The sequence below is a fragment of the Roseomonas acroporae genome (assembly GCF_023223525.1).
GTDB lineage: Bacteria > Pseudomonadota > Alphaproteobacteria > Acetobacterales > Acetobacteraceae > Roseomonas_E > Roseomonas_E acroporae.
The window spans coordinates 58,361-76,357 of sequence record NZ_JALPRX010000078.1; the positions used below are offsets into that span (position 1 = coordinate 58,361).

Genomic DNA, 17,997 nt, shown 5'->3' on the forward strand with positions numbered 1-17,997 from the left:
CCTGGGCAGGAAGCCCGTTGCAACCCCTCGGGCCGCCGAGCCTGCCTTGCAGCGGCCATGGAGATTTTCCACCGATGCTGTCGTTCCAACACCTGCCCCTCGCCCTCGCCACGAGATTCGCCGCCCTGCGCGCGGACCGTCGCGGCGTGACCGCCATCGAGTACGGGCTGATCGCGGCCCTGATCGCCGTCGTGATCACCGCCGGCGTCGGCGCCTTCGGCAATTCGGTCAATACCTTCTTCAACGGCCTCGCGGCGAAGCTGAGCCTCGGCTGACGCCTCGCGCCGCGCGGCGGCACGGCGCCCACCCCGCATCGCGGCGGAACCAAGCCGAGGCGGCGGGCATCGCCCGCGCCCCGGTGCGCACGCCGGCGCGCCCCGTGAAGCGGCCCCCGCGGGGGCGGGACGGTCCCGGCCTCGCGCCCGGGCCGGCGCGCGGTGGAACGCCGCGTCGGCAGGATCGCGCCTCCCGCCGCCGCCGGCGGTCCCGGGACCGGCACGCGCCGGCCGGACCTGGCACCCTCCGGCGCCCCGATCCCGCCGGCGGGGCGTGCGGCCGCTGGCAGGGCGGCGATGCGCCCCTCGGCGGGGGCGTGCCCTGCGGCGGCCTCAGCCGCGACGGCGGAACCGCTCCACCGCCGCCACCAGCGCCGTGCGCACGCCCGGCTCCAGCGCCGAGTGGCCTGCGTCCGGCACCACGGTCAGGCGCGCGCGCGGCCAGGCGGCGGCCAGGTCGAAGGCGGTCTCGGCCGGGCAGACCATGTCGTAGCGGCCCTGCACGATCTCGGCGGGGATGTGGGCGATGCGGCCCATGCCGCCGAGCAGGCCCTCGGGCGGCAGGAACAGGTCGTGCGCGAAGTAGTGCGCCTCGATCCGCGCGAGGCCGAGGGCGGTGCGGTCCTGGGCGAAGCTCGCCACCGTGTCCGGGTTGGGCAGCAGGGTGGAGCAGGAGCCCTCGTACTGGCTCCAGGCGCGCGCCGCCGGCAGGTGCACCTGCGGATCGGGGTCGCAGAGGCGCTTCAGGTAGGCGGCGAGCAGATCGCCGCGCTCCTCCGCCGGCAGGTGCTCGGCGAAGGAGGTCCAGGCATCCGGGAAGATGCGGCGCAGCCCGTAGAGGAACCAGTCCACCTCGCTGGCACGGCCGAGGAACACGCCGCGCAGCACGCAGCCCGCCACGCGCTCCGGGTGCGCCTGCACGTAGGCGAGCGCCAGGGTCGAGCCCCAGGAGCCGCCGAACAGCAGCCACCGCTCGATGCCGAGGAAGCGGCGCAGCGCCTCGATGTCGGCCACGAGATGGGGCGTGGAGTTGTCCCGCAATTCGCCGAGCGGGCGGGAGCGCCCGGCGCCGCGCTGGTCGAAGATCACCACCCGCCAGTGGCCGGGATCGAAGAAGCGCCGATGCACCGCGCCCGCGCCGGCGCCCGGGCCGCCGTGCAGGAACAGGGCCGGCTGGCCGCGCGGGTTCCCGACCTGCTCCCAGTACATGACATGCCCGCCTGACAACGGCAGCAGGCCGGTCTCGTAGGGAGCGATATCGGGAAACAGGTCGCCACGGGGCATTTCCCGATAATTGTCGCGACCGCCGGTCCTCGGCAAGCACCGGCTTCTGCCGGCGCCGCCGGGAAGGCGCCCCCGCGGACCGGCGGAACGGCGACAAGTGCCTCGGAAGGCTGGGAAAAAGGGAATGCCGACGGCGGCCGGCCCCGGCGATGCGCGCCTCCGCCGGGGCGGCACGTAGCCACGATTTCCGGCCCCGCGGCCAATTCCGCCCGTCGGCAACGGCGTTTCCCAGGCAGGGCCCGGCGCTTCACGATTCGCGGAGCGCGTGCACGCCGCCGGGAAAGGCCTTGACGGCCGGCGCGCGTCGCCCGGGTGGCCGCCGGCGCCGGATGGACCGGCAACCGGCCGGCCGGACCGGGGCGACCGGGGGTGGCGGCAGCAGATTATGGCGCACGCACGCACGGCCCTCTTCGCGTCTGCGACATTTGCACCTAGATTTTGTGACATGGCCTTGTCCCCTTCGGCACAACCGCGAGCAGGCGCCGCGCAGGACGGCATCCGCTGCGCCGTGTGCGGAACGCAGAGCCGGCAGCCGCCCTTCCGCCCCCTGCAATCCGAGCAGCCGCCCGATCTCGACCTGCGTCCGGGCGAGCCGGTGCGCTCCACCATGCCCCGCTGGCTGCAGCAGTGCCCGAGCTGCGGCTACGCCGCGCCCGACATCGGCCGGGCCCACCCGGCGGCCGCGCAGGCCGTGGCCGCCGCCCCCTTCCGCGCCCTGCTGGTGGAGACCAGCCACCCGCTGCTGGCCCGCCGCTTCCTGGCCTGGGCGCACGTGCTCGAGGAGACCGGGGCGCTGCATGCCGCCGCCGAGGCGACGCTGCAGGCCGCCTGGGTGGCCGACGATCTCGGCCGCGACGATCTCTCCCAGCACTGGCGGCAGGACGCGGTGGCGCTGTGGCGCGGCGGCCCGCGCCTCGACGCCGAGCAGACCGTCCGGGTGATCGACGCGCTGCGCCGTGCCGGCGCCTTCGAGGATGCCGACAGCACGGCCGAGGCGCTGGGCCGCACCGATCCGCCGGAGGAGGTGATGCAGGTGGTGACGCTGGAGCGGCGGCTGATCGCCGACCACGATGCCGGCCGGCATACCATCGCCTCGGCCATGCCGCCGCCGGCGCGGCGGCCGCATGTGAGCCACCAGAAGATCGCCAGCCGCGGCGAGGGGCTGTTCGGCCGCCTCGGCCGCCTGCTGCGGCGCCGCCGATAGGCGCCGCGCCGGCCGCCCTCGCGGCGGTGACGCCGCGGCGCGGTCCGCCCGCGCGGGGCGCCGGCCCGGGGCGGGCCGTCTCGCCTGCGCGGCATGGTCATGTTATATTATAACATGCTCTCCTCTCCCCTGCCGCGCCGCGGCCTGCTCGGCCTCGCCCTGCTCCCCGGCATCGCCGGAATCGCCCGCGCCCAGGCGCCGGTCGCCGTGGTGGCCTCCTTCTCCATCCTGGGCGACCTGGTGCGGCAGGTGGCGGGCGATCGCGCGCGCCTGCGCGTGCTGGTCGGGCCGGACGCCGACGCGCACGACTTCCAGCCCCGTCCCTCCGATGCCGCGGCGATCCGCGACGCGGCGCTGGTCGTGCGCAACGGGCTCGGCTTCGAGCCCTGGATGGACCGGCTGCTGCGTGCCGCCGGGGGCAGCCCGAAGGTGGCCACGGCCGCGCAGGACGTGACGCCGCGCCGCCTGCCGGGCGGCGCCGTCGACCCGCACGCCTGGCAGGATGTCGGCAACGCCGTGCTCTATGCCCGGCGCATCGCCGCCGCGCTCGCCGAGGCCGACCCGGCCGGAGCGGCAACCCACGCGACGGCGGGCGAGGCGCTGGCGGCAAGGCTGCGGGCGCTGGACGCCTGGGTGCGCGAGCAGGTCGCCACCGTGCCGCCGGCGCGGCGCGTGGTGGTGACGACCCACGACGCCTTCGGCTACTTCGCCGCCGCCTACGGCGTGGAATTCCGCGCGGCGCAGGGCATCAGCACCGAGGCGGAGCCCTCGGCCGCGGCGGTCGGCCGGCTGATCCGGCAGATACGCGCCGAGAACATCACCGCCGTCTTCGTCGAGAACCTTCGCAACCAGACCGCGCAGCGCCGGCTGGCGGCGGAGGCCGGGGTGAGGCTGCGCGGCAGCCTCTACGCGGACTCGCTCTCCCCCCCCGACGGGCCCGCCCCGACCTACGAGGCGATGATCCGTCACAATGTCGGCCTGCTGGTGCCGGCGATGCGCGGCGAGGGATAGAGCGGATCGCCGGAGGGCGGCTACGCCCGGCGGGGATGACGGCCGGCGCGGCTTTTGTCGACGGCGGCGGGACGCCGGGCCGCCTGAAGCGTTGTACCCGCCGCAACTCGCCGAGGGACGGGAGATGAGCGACAAGCCGATGGAAGGCACGGGCGCGGCCGCGGTGGCGGCGCACAGCAAGGACGCGGTGGAGGCGGGCAATGCCCCGGACGCCGTCGGGGCGCCGGGCGAGGGCGAAGGCATCCGCCGCCGCGTGGAGGATCTGGCCGGCACGGTTTCCGAAGCCGCGAGCCGGGCCGGGCATGCGGCCGCCGACATGGCCAGCCGCGCCGGCAGCTCGGCGGCCGGGATGGCGCAGACCGCGAAGGAAACGGTGTCGCGCGCCGGCGGGCAGGCCTACGAGCAGGGGGTGCGCGCCGGGCACTATGCCGGCAGGGTGGCGCGGAACGAGCCGCTGGCCGCGCTGCTCGGCGCGGGGCTGGTGGGCTTCATGCTGGGCGTGCTGGTGACGCGGCGCTGATACGCCGGCGACGTCGCGCGCCGCCCGGACCTTGCGCACGGGGGCGCCGAGGGGCGCCGGAGGAAAGGTGCCGGGAGTGCGCTCCAGGGGCCACGGCGGACACGAGGCCCTTCCCGTTCGCCCCCGGCACTGCCCGACATGGCGGGCCGGGAGGTGCGGGGCCGTCGCGCGGCCTCGGTGTCGCCCTCGTCCATTCGGTGTCGCCCTCGTCCATCAGGATGGTGGCGGTGAGCCGGCCCACGGTGCGGCCACGCCCGCCTGCCAGCCGCCAGCGCGGCAGGCCGCTCCGGGCCATGGCGCGCACGAGCGGCTCGTCGCCGATGTCGAGGGTGTTCCGCGCGACCGCCTCCAGGAAGGCGGCGCGCTGCTCCGGCGCGGTCTCGCGGCAGGAATGGAAGGCGGCCCAGGCCAGGGCGCAGGCGCGCTTCGCCTCGGCCGCCCCGCCGCCGAAGGTGGGTTCCATCTCCCTGCCGGTCGCGGCCCCGACCGCGCGGATGGGCCTGTCGGCGCCACGCGGCGCCGTGGCACCGATCCGCATCTCCCTGGTGACGGACACGAGGCGTTCCCTTTCCTTGCCGGCCGGACGAGCCGGAGGGTCGTAGTGGCGGCGGCGGTATTCCGGCCGGTGCCGGCCAGCCGTGCCATGGGCCACGGCCGTGCCCGGTGGCCGCGGCCGGCGGTCGCTGGCCGGTGCGCCGGCGGCAGGGAGTGCGAAGCCCTTCATGGCGCCGCAAGCCCGTTGCCCGCAGCCTGCTCCCGTGCTGGCCGATCCCGGCCCAGCCGACAGCGGAGTTCCAGGCATGCGCCTCGGAGTCAGGATTATGGCGGCCGTCCTGGCCGGTGCCGCCGTGCTCGGCCCCGGCCATGTCCGGGCGCAGCCCGCCGTGCCGCCGCCGGCGCTGTGGGGAGTCTGGGCCGATGTCGGCAAGGCCTGCGACGGGCCGAGCGCGGCCGTGCTGACGCCGCGGTCGGTCACCATGCTGACGGCGAACCTGATCCTCCAGGGCGAGTGGACGACGGCCGGCGAGGAGCACAGCTTCCACGTACGCGCCGTGACCGGCGCGTCCCGACGGAGCGAGCAGGAACTGGCCGGCAAGGTGTTCGTGGTCCGCCTCGACGGCGATCACCTTCGCCTCGTCCGGGTGGTCGATGCCCGGGGGAACGAGGAGCAGGACGGCGAGGCCGACCTCGCGAGGCGCTGCGACTGATAGCGAGGCGGCGCTGCCGGCGGCGGCGCGCCGGCGCGTACCGATCCGGGCACCGGCACAACCTGGCCAGCTCGCGCTGCGGGCGGCGTGCCGCTTATCACGCGACGCATGGCGGCACGCCGAGCGAGGCGCGCGCCGTGTTCCTGGCCTGGCTGCGCGGCCAGTGCCGCGCGTTCGGGCCGGCGCGCGCGGCCCGGCTGCCGGGCGCCGGGAGGAGTCCGGGCGCGGCCCCCGGCGAACGCCCCGGTCAGGCCCGCGACGGCGTCACCGGCGGCGCTCGCCCAGCAGCGCCACCGCCACGGTGACCGCCATGAACAGCACCGCCGCGCCGAAGATCCAGCGCGGCCGCCCGCCATCGAGGATCCAGCCGAACAGCATCGGGCCCAGCGCGCCGCCGATGTTGAAGCCGGTGGAGACGATGCCGAAGGTCCGCCCCGCGCCGCCCGGTGGCGCCGCGGCGCGCACCATCATGTCGCGGGAGGGGGTGATGAGCCCGGTCAGGAAGCCGGCGCAGCCGAGCAGCAGCGTCAGCGGCAGCGGCGCGAGCGGCACCAGCCCGACCACCGCGACCAGCACCGCCGCCAAGCCGAGGCAGGCCGCCGCGACCTCGCCGTGGCGCCGCGTGCGGTCCGCCACCATGCCGCCGGCCAGCACGCCGAAGGCGCTGGCCAGGAGGAAGGCGGTGAGCGCGACGGTCGCCGTCTCCAGCGTCGCGCCGCCGCCGGCCACCAGGGCGGCCACGGAGAAGTTCTGGATCGCGCCGTTGCCGAGGCTGAGCAGCAGGAACAGCAGGGTCAGCGACAGGATCGCCGGCGTGAGGACCCCCTTGAGGCCCCCCGCCGCGGCGCCGCGCGCCCGGCCGGCTCCGGCCGGGCGCGCGGCCGGCGCGGCCAGGACCGGGGCTGCAAGGACCGGGGCTGCAAGGGTGGAGGCCGGCATCGGCCGCAGCAGCGGCAGCGCCGCGAGCGGCCCGGCGAGGCCCGCCACGACCAGCGCGAGGCCGGCCCCTCCCCCGCCCCAGGCGGCGAGCGCCAGCATCAGGCCCGGCGCGACGGCGTTGCCGAGGAAGCCGGCGAAGGTGTGGATGGAGAAGGCCCGGCCGATGCGCGCCTCGCCGATGCCGGCGGCGAGCAGGCTGTAGTTGGCGGGGTGGTAGACGCTGTTCGCGACCCCGGCCAGCGCCGCCGCCGCCAGCAGCCAGGCGTAGCCGCCGACCAGCCCGACCGAGGCCAGCGCGCCGCCGCCGAGCAGCAGCCCGGCGACCAGCAGGCGCCGCGCCCCGATCCGGTCGACCAGGAAGCCCATGGGGGCCTGGGTGCAGGCCGAGACGACGTTGAAGACCGTCAGCGCCAGCCCGAGCTCGACGAAGCCGACGCCGAGCTGGTCGCGCAGGAAGGGGAACAGCGGCGGCAGCGCCAGGATGTGCAGGTGGCTGACGCAGTGCGCGCCCGACACCGCCGCGAGCAGCCGCCGCTCCGACCGCGTCCAGCCGGCGCGTGATGCAGGGGCGGATGCAGGGGCGGGGGCGAGCGCCAGCGGCGCCCGGGCCTGGCTGACCGACATGGACCGTTTCCTTCCCGTTGCCGTGCGCCGTGCCCCGGTCAGCCGGGCCGGCCAGCCGTGCCGGTCAGCCGTGCCGGTCAGGGCGCGCAGCCCCTGCCTGCGGCATCCCGCGCGCCCTGTCCCGCCCGTTTTCCTCAGCCCAGACCCGCGAGCGCGGCGCGCGGCGCACCCCGGCGGGTGGCGCCGCGCCGCAGCAGCCAGGCCACGATCGAGACGTTGAGAAGGTTCCACAGCAGCCCGTGCAGGAAGGCCGCGTGGTAGGAACCGGTGAGGTCGAAGATCACGCCCGAGAGCCAGCCGCCCAGCGCCATGCCCAGCATGGTCGCCATCAGCACCAGCCCGACCCGCACCCCCGCCTCCTCGGCCGGGAAGTTCTCGCGCACCACGATCGCGTAGCTCGGCACGATGCCGCCCTGGAACAGCCCGAACAGCGCCGAGACGACGTAGAGCGCGCCGAGCCCGTCGAAGAACAGGTAGAGCAGCAGCGCCACCCCCTGCAGCGACGAGCCCAGCAGCACCGTTGGCAGCCCGCCGATCCGGTCCACGATCAGGCCGGAGGCGAGGCGGCTGACGATGCCGAAGCCCAGCATCAGCGACAGCATGGTGGTGCCGCGCGCCACGCCGTAGCCGAGGTCGCCGCAATAGGCGACGATGTGGGCCTGCGGCATCGACATGGCGACGCAGCAGGCGAGCCCGGCCACCACCAGCAGCCCCTGCAGCACGCCGGGCGGCAGGCCGAGGCCGGGCCGCCCCCCGGCGCGCGCGCCGCCGGCGGGCTGCCCGGCCGCCGCCGGGGCGCGCTGGCGCAGCAGCAGCGCCAGCGGCAGCAGCGTCGCGGTGCAGAGCAGCCCGATCCCGGCATGGGTGGCGCGCCAGCCCACCGCCTCGATGAAGTGCTGCACCACCGGCGGCCAGATCGTGCCGGCGAGGTAGTTGGCCGAGGCGACGGCCGCCACCGCGATGCCGCGCCGGCGCAGGAACCAGCGGGAGATGTCGGCGATCAGCGGGCTGAAGGCGATGGAGCTGCCGCAGAGCGCGACCACGAGCCCCTGCGCCAGGGTGAACTGCCACAGGCTGCCGGAGGCGGCGGCGCCGAGATAGCCGAGGCCGATCGCCACCGCCGCCCCGGCGAGCGGCGGCGCCACGCCGAAGCGGTCCACCAGCCGCCCCATCAGCACGCTGCCCAGGGCGAAGCCCAGCATGGTCAGCGTGTAGGGCAGCGCGGCGGCGCCCCGCGCGCTGCCGAACTCCGCCTGCACCGCCGGCAGCGCCACCACCACCGACCACATGCCGACGCTGCCGATGGTGCCGACCAGCACCGTGACGGCCAGCCGCAGCCAGGCCTGCCGGGAATCGACCGCCGTTGCCGGGGCGTCGCCGCCCGGAGCCGTCGCCATCGCTTCCTCCTCGCGGAACCGGGCGACACGGGGTGTCCGGGGCCCGTTCCGGCATGTCGTTGGCCCGGCCATCCCGGGCGGAAGGCGATCTGTGGGGCCGAAGGCGCGGCCCTGGCAACCGCTTTCGCGGGCCGGGCCGGGACGGGCCGGCGCGCAGCCCCGCGGCCCGGATCAGGCCGCCGCCACGCCAGGCATGGCCGGGACGATGCGAACCGCGGCCGGGTCGGCCCCGGCGCGGGGCGCCGTCAGTCCGCGACCGGCACGCCCAGCGCCAGCGCCGTCTCGCGGATCGCCGCCCAGTTGTCCGGCGGCAGCGGCACGCCTTCCGCCAGCCGCTTCGCGCGCATCCTCGCCTCGGGGTCGCCCGGCGCCATCACCGGCTCGTCCGCCACCGCCGGACGCGAGGAGAGCACCCAGTCCACGTAGTCGCGCCCGACCCGCTCGAATTCCGCCTGCGTGCCGAAATGCTCCGGCGAGACGTAGATGGAGAGCATGCCGTTGGTGATGCGGCCGCGCTTCTCCACCGGCCCGGCGCAGCCGTTGCCGGTCAGCGCCCCGCCCAGCAGCTCGCACATGAAGGCGAGGCCCGAGCCCTTGTGGCCGCCGAAGGCGCGGATGGCGCCGAGCCCCTTCGAGGAATCGCGCAGCCCGGTCGGGGAGTAGTCGCCGAACAGGGTGTGCGGATCGCCGGAAAGCCGTCCGTCGGGCTCGATCAGCGCGTCGGGCGGCAGCTTCTTGCCGCCGAAGGAGGCCACCTGCACCTTGCCCTCGGCCACGTGCGAGGTGGCGAAGTCGAGCACCAGCGGCCGCCCCGGCAGCGGCACGCCGACCGAGAAGGGCGCGGTGGAGAAGCGCCGCTCCACCCCGCCGAAGGGCGCCACCAGCACCGAGCCGCCGACGTTGACGAAGTGGATCGAGAGCAGCCCGGCCGCGATCGCCATCTCGGCATAGGCGCCGACGCGGCCGATATGGCCGGCGTTGCGCAGGCCGATCACCGCGATGCCGTGCCGCGCCGCGCGCTCCAGCCCGAGCGAGACGGCCTGCGGCGCCACGGTCTGGCCGAAGCCGTACCTGCCGTCGAGCAGCGCGAAGGCGCCGCCATCGGTGACGATCTCGGCGGTCTGCCCGGCCAGCACGTGGCCGTCCTTCAGCCAGTCCACGTAGCGCGGCACGCGCACCACGCCGTGGCTGTCATGGCCGGCGAGGTTGGCGCCCACCAGCTCGTGGGCGATGCGCCCGGCCTCGGCCGCGTCGCAGCCGGCGGCGGCGAAGATGCCGCGCACCACCTCCTCCAGCCGGTCGGCCGGAACGAGAACCGGCGGTGTCGCGCTTGCCATGTCGTCTCCTCCCACGTCGTCTTCTCCAGGAATCGAGGGGACGCATGAGAGGGGGAGCGGCGGCCGGGGGCAAGGGCCTGGCCGGGGCACCAGGCAGGGCGCCGCCCCATCCCGGACCCATCCCGGCGGGAGGGCGAGGCCCTCCCGCGCCTCCGTTCGTTCAGGTCCCGGGGGTTCGACGGCCCAGGGGCGCCGTCTCGGGGGCGCCGTCCCGGGGGCGCCGTCCCGGCCTACTCGATGCGGATGCCGGCCTGCCGCACCAGCGCGCCCCACTTCGCCGTCTCCTCGGCGATCAGCCGGTCGAGCGAGGCGCCGTCGCCCGACATCGGCTCGGCGCCGATCGTGGCGAAGCTCTCGCGCAGCGCCGGCTGGCGCAGCGCCGCGGCCACGGCGGCGCCCGCCCGCTCGCGGTGCGCGGCGGCGAGCCCGGCGGGCGCCATCATCGCGAACCACGGATCGACGACGTAGCCGGGCAGGCCGGCCTCGGCCACGGTGGGCAGGTCGGGAAAGGCGGCGATGCGGTGCCCGGTGGTGACGGCCAGCGCCCGCAGCCGGCCGGAGGCGATGTGCGGCGCGGAGGAGGTGACGCTGTCGAACATCATGTCGATGCGGCCGCTGACGAGGTCGGCCACCGCCGGGCCGGAGCCGCGATAGGGCACGTGCGTGATGTCGATGCCCGCCATGCTGGCGAACAGCGCGCCCGCGAGGTGGATCGAGGTGCCGCTGCCGGCCGAGCCGTAGGTCAGCTCGCCGGGCTTGCTCTTCGCCAGCGCGATCAGCCCGCGCACGTCGCGCGCCGGGGAGGCCGCCGGCACCACCAGCACGTTGGGCACGATCCCGACCGGCGCGACGCCCACCAGGTCGCCGGCGGCGTAGGGCAGGCGCGGGTACAGCGCCGGGTTCACCGCCTGCGCCATGGAGACCATCAGCAGCGTGTGGTTGTCCGTGCTCTTGGCGGCGGCGTCGGTGCCGATGGTGCCGCCGGCGCCGGCGCGGTTCTCCACCACCACCGGCTGGCCGAGCGAGTCCGAGAGGCGCGGGCCGAGCAGCCGCGCCATGGCGTCGATGGCGCCGCCCGGCGGGAAGGGCACGATCAGCCGCAGCGGCCGGTCGGGCCAGCTTGCCGGCGGCTGGGCGAAGGCCCGGGAGGCGGGCAGCGGCGCGCCGGCGAGGACGGGCAGCGCGGCGAGCAGGGTGCGTCGGCGCATGGCGGCCTCAGATCGCCGAGGGGTGACGCGCCAGCGCGGTCACCTCGATGTCCATGTACGGGAACAGCGGCAGGCCGGAGAGCAGCGCGTGCAGCTCGTCCGCATCCGCCACGTCGAACACCGAGATGTTGGCGTAGCGCCCGGCGACGCGCCAGATGTGCGGCCACTTGCCCGTGCGCATCAGCGCCTGCGCGTAGGCCTTCTCGCGCGCCTTGATGTCGTCGGCCTCGGCCTTCGGCATGTCGGGCGGCAGGTTCACTTCCATGGCGACGTGGAACAGCATCTTCGTCCTCCCCCGGGGTGTCGGCCCGGGATCACGACCCGACGGCGCGGTTCGGGATCGCCGGGACAGGCGGAGCGCCCAGGGCGGGCGCTCCGGCAGGCTCGTGCGGGCGCGGGCCCGCCGCGTCAGGCCCTACGGCGCGCCCCTACGGTGCGCCATGGCCGAGCACGGTGCGCGCGCGGTCGGTGCGGTAGTGCGCCAGCTTGTCGGCATCCAGCTCGGTGCCGATGCCGGGGCCGTCCGGCAGGTGCAGCGCGAAGTCGCGCGGCGCCGGGCGCGTGGTGGCGAGGCTGTCGCGCAGCAGCAGCGGCCCGAACAGCTCGCAGCCCCAGGCGAAATGGCCGAGCGTGGCGTAGAGGTGCAGCGCGCCGAGCGTGCCGATCGTCCCCTCCAGCATGGTGCCGCCGTAGAGGCCGAGCCCGGCGGCGCGGGCGATGGCGGCCACGGCGCGGGTGCCGGCCACGCCGCCATGCTTGCCGGGCTTCAGCGCCACGGCACCGCACGCGGCGGCCTGGGCGTGGCGCAGCACGTCCTGCGGCGTCGCGACGCCCTCGTCGGCCATCACCGTGGCGCGCAGCCGGGTGGCGAGGCGCGCCATCCCGTCCACGTTCCAGGCCGGCAGCGGCTGCTCGAACAGGAGGACGCCGGCCTCGGCCAGCGCCGGCGCGAACTGGCTGGCGGTGGACTCGTCCCAGGCCTGGTTGATGTCCACGCGCAGCGTGGCGCGGCCCTCGAAGGCGGCGGCGAGGCGGGCGATGTGCCGCAGGTCCTGCGCCGGGTCGCCGGCGCCGATCTTGATCTTGAAGTGGCGGTGGCGGCGCTCGGCCAGGGCGCGCTCGCCCTCCTCGATGTCGCGGTCCGTGTCGCCGCTGGCGAGCGTCCAGGCGAGGGGGATGGAATCGACCACCGCGCCGCCCAGCAGCTCGACCAGCCGCTCCCCGCGCGCCCGCGCCACCGCGTCGTGCACGGCGGTGGAGACGGCGTTCTTGGCGAAGGAATTGCCGCGCAGCGCGCGCGCGATGCGGTCCTCGACGGCGTTGAGGTTGGCCGCGTCCTGCCCCAGCAGCGCCTCGGCGAGGTAGTGGTTCACCGCCGCCGCGATACCCTCGGGGCTCTCCTCGCCCCAGCGCGGCCCGCCGATCGTGGCCGCCTCGCCGAGCCCGGTGACGCCGCCGGCGGTGACGCGCACCACCACCACGTCCATCGCCTCCACCGTGACGAAGGCCAGGTGATGGGGGCGGATGGTGGGAACCCGGGCGGGGACCGCCTCGATGCGCTCGATCGTCTGGGGCACGCGAAGACCCTCCTGCAGCCGTTGCCGCCCCACCGTACCGGCCGGGCGTGGCCTCCGCCCCGGCAGCGCGCGGCCGCGCGGCAATGTGTGGGGCGCGCCGGCCCGGCCGTCCCTGGCGGCCCGCCTTGTGCGGCACGCCGCTCCGTTCGATCAATACCCGCCGATCGAATGCAACGTGCGACGGAATCGAAGGATGGAGCTGCGCCAGATACGCGCCCTGCTGGCGCTGGCCGAGACCGGGCATCTCGGCCGGGCGGCGGAGCGGCTCGGCCTCGCGCCCTCCACCCTGTCGCACCATCTGGCGGCGCTGGAGCGCTCGCTCGGCACCACCCTGTTCGACCGGGTCGGGCGCGGCCTGCGGCTGACCGAGAGCGGCGCCCTGTTCCGCGACTTCGCCCGCCGCATCGCCGCCGAGGCGGCGGCGGCCGAGGCCGCCATCGCCGAGCTGGAGCGCGCCGAGCGCGGCGTGCTCCGCCTCGGCGTGATCCACAGCTTCCACGAGCGGCTGCTGCCGACGCTGCTGGCCGAGTTCCTGCGCGCGCACCCCGCGGTGCGGGTCGAGACGCACGAGCTGGTGGCCGGCGAGGTGGAGGCACGGCTGCTGGCCGGCGAGCTGGATCTCGGCCTCGCCTTCCTTCCCCGGGATCCGGCGGGCCTCACCGTGCAGCCGCTGTTCCGCGAGGCGCTGGTGCTGATGCTGGCGCCCGGCAGCGAATGGGCGGGGACCGACCCGGCGGCCATTCCGCTCGCCCTGCTGCCGCCCCGCTTCGCGACGCGGCGGATGATCGACGCGGCCCTGGCCGGCCGCTTCCGGCCGCGCATCGTGGCGGAGATGGCCTCGATCGCCAGCATCCTGGCGCTGGTGCGCACCGGCGCCGTGGGCACCATCCTGTCCGACCGCGCCGCCGGCGCCGGGGAGGTGGTCCGCCTGCCGCTCGGGGAGCCGCAGCCGATGCGCCAGGCGGCGCTGCTCTGGGCCACGGCGCGCTACCAGACGGCGGCGGCGCGGCGCTTCACGGAACTCGCGCGGCGGCGGCTCGGCGGACGATGACACGCGCCCCCCGGCAAGGCGCGGGCCGGGCCCGGCGGCCGGCACCGGCGTCTCCGCTCGGGCCGGCACGGCGCCGGGGCCGGGCATGCGATCTGCCGGCACGCGATCTGCCGGGCGGCGCGGCGGCACGCCGGTCGCGGCGCCCTTTACGACTCCCTTGCACCGCACCTCGCGTTTCCGAATGGCCCCCTGACGCCTTCCGGCCGCACATCACGGCCGGAGGTACCCGCCATGCTCGACCTGCTTCTCCCCATCCTGGGCCTCGGCCTGTTCGGCCTTCTCGCCGCCTATGCCGCAGCCTGCGGCAGGGTGTGACCGGGCCCCGGCGATGACCCTGGACCTGATCCTCGGCGGCACCGTCGCCCTCGGCCTGATCGCCTACCTGCTGTGGGCGCTGCTGCGGCCCGAGCACCTCTGACGCCGCCCCGCGCAGGTCCCGCCCCGTACGGGGCGGCCCGGCGCCGGACCAGGCAATCCCGCCGGTTCGCCCCGTCGCGGACCGGCAACAGAACGGCTTCCGGAACCTGATGACATGACCCTTGTCGGCTGGGCGCAGATCGCGCTCGTGCTCGGCGCGGTGCTCGCCCTGGCGGTGCCCGCCGGGCGTTGGCTCGCCGCCCTCGCAACGGGGCGGCTCGGCCCGCTCGCGCGCCTGGATGCCGCCATCCTGCGCGCCGCCGGCGTGGATGCCGCGCAAGGCCAGGACTGGCGCGGCTACCTGCTGGCGATGCTCGCCTGCAACGCCGCCGGCTTCGCGCTGCTCTACGCCATCCTGCGGCTGCAGGGCGTGCTGCCGCTGAACCCGCAGGGCTTCGACGGCGTGCCGCCCTGGCTCGCCCTCAACACCGCCGTCTCCTTCGTCACCAACACGAACTGGCAGGCCTACAGCGGCGAGGCGGCGATGTCGCACCTCAGCCAGATGGCCGGCCTCGCGGTGCAGAACTTCCTCTCCGCCGCCACCGGCATCGCGCTGGCCTTCGCCGTCTCCCGCGCCTTCGCCGGCGGCGGGCTGCGGGCGCTCGGCAATTTCTGGGCCGACGCGACGCGCGTGACGCTGTGGCTGCTGCTGCCGGTCTCCCTCGTCGCCGCCCTCGCCTTCGTCGCCATGGGCGTGCCGCAGACCCTCGCCGCCTCGGCCGAGGCGACCACGCTGGAGGGGGCGCGGCAGGCCATCGCGCTCGGTCCGGTCGCCTTCCAGCTCGCCATCAAGCATCTCGGCACCAATGGCGGCGGCTTCTTCGGCGTGAATTCGCTGCACCCCTACGAGGGGCCGTCGGCGCTCGCCACCGCGCTGCAGATCGTGCTGCAGGCGGTGATCCCCTTCGCGCTCTGCCTCGCCTTCGGCCGCCTCGTCGGCGACCGGCGGCCGGGCCGCGCGCTGCTGGCCGTGATGGTCGGCTTCGTGCTGGCCGGCACGCTGGCCGTCTACGCCGCCGAGGCGGCGGGCAACCCGCTGCACCTCGCCGCCGGGCTCGATCCCGCGCTCGGCAACATGGAGGGCAAGGATGTCCGCTTCGGCCAGGCGCTGGCGGCGCTGTTCACCGCCACCACGACCGGCGCCTCCTGCGGCGCCGTCAACGCGATGTTCGACAGCTTCACGCCGCTCGGCGGCCTCGTGCCGCTGTTCCTGATCCAGCTCGGCGAGGTGCTGCCGGGCGGCGTCGGCTCCGGCCTCTACGGCATGTTGGTCTTCGCGCTGCTCTCGGTGTTCGTGGCCGGGCTGATGGTCGGCCGCACGCCGGAATATCTCGGCAAGAAGGTGCAGGCGCGCGAGATCAAGCTCGCCATGCTGGCGGTGCTGGTGCTGCCGGCCACGATCCTCGGCCTCGCCGCCGTCTCGATGGTGCTGCCGATGGCCACGGCCTCGATCCCGGGCGCGGGTCCGCACGGGCTGACGGAGATGCTCTACGCCTACAGCTCGGCCGCCGGCAACAACGGCTCGGCCTTCGGCGGGCTCGCCGCCGACACGCCCTGGCTCGACGGCACGCTGGCGCTGGCGATGATGCTCGGGCGCTTCGCCTTCGTCGTCCCGGTGCTGGCCATTGCCGGCTCCCTCGCCGCCAAGCCGCGCATGCCGGAGGGGCCGGGCACGCTGCCCGCGCACGGGCCGCTCTTCGCCGGGCTGCTGGCGGGCGTGATCCTGATCCTGGGCGGGCTGCAATTCCTGCCCTCGCTCGCCCTCGGCCCGGTCGCGGAGCACGTCGTGATGCGCGCCGGCCAGACCTTCTGACCAGACCTTTCGAAACGACAGCACCCGAGGCGATACGCCAATGCTCGACACCACAACGGGCACGCCCGCCCTCGCCGGTCAGGCCGGCGGCGGCGCCGGGGCGGCCGCGCCCTCCCTGCTCGACGGCGCCATCCTGCGCCGCGCCACGGCCGAGGCCTTCCGCAAGCTCGATCCCCGCACCCTCCTCCGCAACCCCGTCATCTTCGTCACCGAGGTGGTGGCCGCCCTGGTCACGGTGCTGGCCCTCCGCGACGCCGCCATCGGCCACGCCGTCGCCTTCCAGGCCGGCATCGCCGCCTGGCTGTGGCTGACCGTGCTGTTCGCCACCTTCGCGGAGGCCGTGGCGGAAGGCCGCGGCAAGGCGCGGGCCGAGAGCCTGCGCCGCGCCCGCGGCGAGACCATGGCGCGCTGGGTGCCGAACCCGGCCGACCCCGCCATCACCGCGCCGCGCGCCGCCGCCGCGCTCGGGCGCGGCGACCACGTGCTGGTCGAGGCGGGCGAGCTGATCCCCTCGGACGGCGAGGTGGTGCAGGGCATCGCCTCGGTGAACGAGGCGGCGATCACCGGCGAATCCGCCCCCGTGATCCGCGAGGCCGGCGGCGACCGCTCGGCCGTGACCGGCGGCACGCTGGTGGTCTCCGACCGCATCCTGGTGCGCATCACCGCCGAGCCCGGCGCCACCTTCCTCGACCGCATGATCGCGATGGTGGAAGGCGCCGCGCGGCAGAAGACGCCGAACGAGATCGCGCTCGACATCCTGCTCGCCGGCATGACCATCGTCTTCCTGATCGCGGTCGCGACGCTGGTGGGCTTCGCGAGCTGGAACGGCGCGCCGCCTTCCGTCACGGTGCTGGCGGCGCTGCTGGTGACGCTGATCCCGACCACGATCGGCGGGCTGCTCTCGGCGATCGGCATCGCCGGCATGGACCGCCTCGTGCGCTTCAACGTGCTGGCGACCTCCGGCCGCGCCGTGGAGGCGGCGGGCGACGTGGACGTGCTGCTGCTCGACAAGACCGGCACGATCACGCTGGGCAACCGCCAGGCCGCCGCCTTCGTCCCCGCCGCCGGCGTGCCGGAGGGCGAGCTGGCCGAGGCCGCCGTGCTCGCCTCGCTGGCCGACGAGACTCCGGAAGGCCGCTCGATCCTCGCCTTCGCGCGCGACCGGCACGGCCTCGCCGCCCCGGCCATGCTGCCGGCGGGCGCGGTGGCGGTGCCCTTCACGGCGCAGACCCGGATCTCGGGCATGGACCTTCCCGGCCGTGGCGCCTACCGCAAGGGCGCGGTGGACGCGCTGGCGGCCGCGCTGGGGCAGGCGGTGCCCGCCGATCTCGCCGCCGCCGTGGAGCGCATCGCGCGGGCCGGCGGCACGCCGCTCGCGGTCGCGCGCGACGGCCGGCTGCTCGGCGCCATCGAGCTGAAGGACATCGTCAAGCCCGGCATGCGCGAGCGCTTCGCGGCGCTGCGCCGGATGGGCATCCGCACCGTGATGGTGACGGGCGACAACCGCCTGACCGCCGCCGCCATCGCCGCCGAGGCGGGGGTGGACGACTTCCTCGCGGAGGCGAAGCCGCAGGACAAGCTCGACTACATCCGCCGCGCCCAGGCCGACGGGCGCCTCGTCGCCATGGCCGGCGACGGCACCAACGACGCGCCGGCACTGGCCCAGGCCGATGTCGGCCTCGCCATGCAGACCGGCACGCAGGCGGCGCGCGAGGCCGGCAACATGGTCGACCTCGACAGCGATCCCACCAAGCTCATCGAGGTGGTGGGCATCGGCAAGGGGCTGCTGATCACGCGCGGCGCGCTGACCACCTTCTCCATCGCCAACGACGTGGCGAAGTACTTCGCCATCCTGCCGGCGATCTTCGTCGCGCAGTATCCGGGGCTCGCGGCGCTCAACGTGATGCGCCTGACCTCGCCGGAGAGCGCCATCCTCTCGGCGGTGATCTTCAACGCGCTGATCATCGTGGCGCTGGTGCCGCTGGCGCTGCGCGGCGTCGGCTACGCGCCGGTCGGCGCCGCCGCGCTGCTCCGCCGCAACCTGCTGGTCTACGGGCTGGGCGGCATCGCGGCGCCCTTCCTCGGCATCAAGCTGATCGACCTCCTGCTCACCCTGTCCGGGATCGCCTGAC

16 protein-coding genes are annotated in these 17,997 nt (G+C 75.7%); 9 read left to right on the top strand and 7 right to left on the bottom strand.

Going from position 1 to position 17,997, the window contains the following annotated elements; all coding sequences use genetic code 11:
- The first annotated feature begins 74 nt into the window (after nucleotides 1-74).
- Nucleotides 75-275 carry a Flp family type IVb pilin gene (locus tag M0638_RS18010; RefSeq protein ID WP_248668388.1) on the top strand — a complete coding sequence of 67 codons (201 nt, stop codon included), beginning with the start codon at nucleotides 75-77 and terminating at the stop codon, nucleotides 273-275.
- A gap of 333 nt (nucleotides 276-608) precedes the next feature.
- On the opposite strand, the gene pip is transcribed toward M0638_RS18010, so the two are convergent.
- Entirely contained in the window at nucleotides 609-1,559 is a 951-nt protein-coding gene (gene pip / locus M0638_RS18015; RefSeq protein WP_248668389.1) for a prolyl aminopeptidase, read from the bottom strand.
- 508 nt (nucleotides 1,560-2,067) lie between these two features.
- Between pip and M0638_RS18020 the strand changes: the two genes are divergently transcribed.
- The 4 genes from M0638_RS18020 (at nucleotide 2,068) to M0638_RS18035 (ending at nucleotide 5,502) form a co-directional block, all read left to right on the top strand.
- Nucleotides 2,068-2,763, top strand: a complete 696-nt coding sequence (locus tag M0638_RS18020) for a hypothetical protein (RefSeq protein ID WP_248668390.1) — start codon at nucleotides 2,068-2,070, stop codon at nucleotides 2,761-2,763.
- Nucleotides 2,764-2,877: 114 nt separating this feature from the next.
- The gene (locus M0638_RS18025) at nucleotides 2,878-3,774 is read left to right on the top strand and encodes a metal ABC transporter solute-binding protein, Zn/Mn family (protein ID WP_248668391.1); all 897 of its coding nucleotides are present in this window, start codon (nucleotides 2,878-2,880) and stop codon (nucleotides 3,772-3,774) included.
- Between the two features lie 124 nt (nucleotides 3,775-3,898).
- Nucleotides 3,899-4,294, top strand: coding sequence for a hypothetical protein (locus M0638_RS18030; RefSeq protein ID WP_248668392.1), 396 nt, complete (start codon nucleotides 3,899-3,901; stop codon nucleotides 4,292-4,294).
- A gap of 821 nt (nucleotides 4,295-5,115) precedes the next feature.
- Complete coding sequence (locus tag M0638_RS18035; protein WP_248668393.1) at nucleotides 5,116-5,502, top strand: hypothetical protein; 387 nt, start codon at nucleotides 5,116-5,118, stop codon at nucleotides 5,500-5,502.
- Nucleotides 5,503-5,766: 264 nt separating this feature from the next.
- On the opposite strand, the gene M0638_RS18040 is transcribed toward M0638_RS18035, so the two are convergent.
- From M0638_RS18040 to M0638_RS18065, 6 genes are all read right to left on the bottom strand, one after another.
- On the bottom strand, nucleotides 5,767-7,065 hold the full coding sequence (locus M0638_RS18040) for an MFS transporter (RefSeq protein WP_248668394.1): 1,299 nt from the start codon (nucleotides 7,063-7,065) through the stop codon (nucleotides 5,767-5,769).
- 134 nt (nucleotides 7,066-7,199) lie between these two features.
- Complete coding sequence (locus M0638_RS18045) at nucleotides 7,200-8,462, bottom strand: MFS transporter (RefSeq protein WP_248668395.1); 1,263 nt, start codon at nucleotides 8,460-8,462, stop codon at nucleotides 7,200-7,202.
- A gap of 245 nt (nucleotides 8,463-8,707) precedes the next feature.
- Nucleotides 8,708-9,799 (bottom strand): malate/lactate/ureidoglycolate dehydrogenase, encoded by a 1,092-nt coding sequence (locus M0638_RS18050; protein ID WP_248668396.1) that lies wholly within the window; start codon nucleotides 9,797-9,799, stop codon nucleotides 8,708-8,710.
- A 230-nt stretch (nucleotides 9,800-10,029) separates the two neighbouring features.
- Nucleotides 10,030-11,007 carry a Bug family tripartite tricarboxylate transporter substrate binding protein gene (locus M0638_RS18055; RefSeq protein ID WP_248668397.1) on the bottom strand — a complete coding sequence of 326 codons (978 nt, stop codon included), beginning with the start codon at nucleotides 11,005-11,007 and terminating at the stop codon, nucleotides 10,030-10,032.
- A 7-nt stretch (nucleotides 11,008-11,014) separates the two neighbouring features.
- Nucleotides 11,015-11,290 (bottom strand): muconolactone Delta-isomerase, encoded by a 276-nt coding sequence (catC, locus tag M0638_RS18060; RefSeq protein WP_248668398.1) that lies wholly within the window; start codon nucleotides 11,288-11,290, stop codon nucleotides 11,015-11,017.
- Between the two features lie 145 nt (nucleotides 11,291-11,435).
- Nucleotides 11,436-12,584, bottom strand: a complete 1,149-nt coding sequence (locus M0638_RS18065) for a muconate/chloromuconate family cycloisomerase (protein WP_248668399.1) — start codon at nucleotides 12,582-12,584, stop codon at nucleotides 11,436-11,438.
- 193 nt (nucleotides 12,585-12,777) lie between these two features.
- Between M0638_RS18065 and M0638_RS18070 the strand changes: the two genes are divergently transcribed.
- The 4 genes from M0638_RS18070 to kdpB all read left to right on the top strand — a co-directional run bounded on the left by M0638_RS18070 (nucleotide 12,778) and on the right by kdpB (nucleotide 17,996).
- On the top strand, nucleotides 12,778-13,635 hold the full coding sequence (locus M0638_RS18070; RefSeq protein ID WP_248668400.1) for a LysR substrate-binding domain-containing protein: 858 nt from the start codon (nucleotides 12,778-12,780) through the stop codon (nucleotides 13,633-13,635).
- 328 nt (nucleotides 13,636-13,963) lie between these two features.
- Nucleotides 13,964-14,053, top strand: a complete 90-nt coding sequence (gene kdpF / locus M0638_RS18075) for a K(+)-transporting ATPase subunit F (protein ID WP_248668401.1) — start codon at nucleotides 13,964-13,966, stop codon at nucleotides 14,051-14,053.
- 114 nt (nucleotides 14,054-14,167) lie between these two features.
- A complete protein-coding gene (gene kdpA, locus M0638_RS18080) occupies nucleotides 14,168-15,865 on the top strand; it encodes a potassium-transporting ATPase subunit KdpA (protein ID WP_248668402.1) in 1,698 nt (565 codons plus the stop codon).
- Between the two features lie 40 nt (nucleotides 15,866-15,905).
- Complete coding sequence (gene kdpB / locus M0638_RS18085; protein WP_248668403.1) at nucleotides 15,906-17,996, top strand: potassium-transporting ATPase subunit KdpB; 2,091 nt, start codon at nucleotides 15,906-15,908, stop codon at nucleotides 17,994-17,996.
- Nucleotide 17,997: the final 1 nt, after the last annotated feature.